Origin of the sequence: Corallococcus praedator (genome assembly GCF_003612125.1) — a bacterium.
GTDB lineage: Bacteria > Myxococcota > Myxococcia > Myxococcales > Myxococcaceae > Corallococcus > Corallococcus praedator.
This window is the reverse complement of the sequence record NZ_RAWI01000934.1, coordinates 1-467: the sequence shown is the minus strand read 5'-3', so window position 1 is coordinate 467 and position 467 is coordinate 1. Positions and strand designations below refer to the sequence as shown.

At 54.2% G+C, this 467-nt stretch carries 1 protein-coding gene; it reads right to left on the bottom strand.

Going from position 1 to position 467, the window contains the following annotated elements:
* Positions 1 to 125: 125 nt before the first annotated feature.
* The gene (locus D7Y13_RS42470) at positions 126 to 440 is read right to left on the bottom strand and encodes a Rieske 2Fe-2S domain-containing protein (protein ID WP_120631100.1); all 315 of its coding nucleotides are present in this window, start codon (positions 438 to 440) and stop codon (positions 126 to 128) included.
* Positions 441 to 467: the final 27 nt, after the last annotated feature.

The following is a 467-nucleotide window of genomic DNA, read 5'->3' as shown; positions in this document are numbered from 1 at the left end:
GTTATCACGTTTATCGACCGCCTCGAACACCCGCGCATAATGTCCCGGTGCAAAGGAGTCAATCCCGTTGCCGATCTCGAAAATGTCGTTCAGTTGCGGCATGAGACCTTACCCTGAGTGGCGCTCTAAATGGCAATTTCCAGTACATTATTCTGTACGCGCGTCAGGTAATGCGGCGCGTCCTTTGTGGCCGGAAAACCTAAATGCTTCCCGGTCTTCACATCGAAGCGCGCGCCATGCCGGGGACACGCGATTTCTACCCCGTCCAGTTCGCCGTCCGCCAGCGGGCCGCCGTCATGCGTGCAAACATCCTCAATCGCATAATAATTATCGCTGATATTGAAAATGGCGACCCAGTGGTTTTGCACTTCCAGCACGATTCGCTCACCGCTAACCAACGGATCAGACGCCAGATCGAGTACCGCGACAAATGACTTCATGAATGGGCTTTCGGGACGCTATGTCTG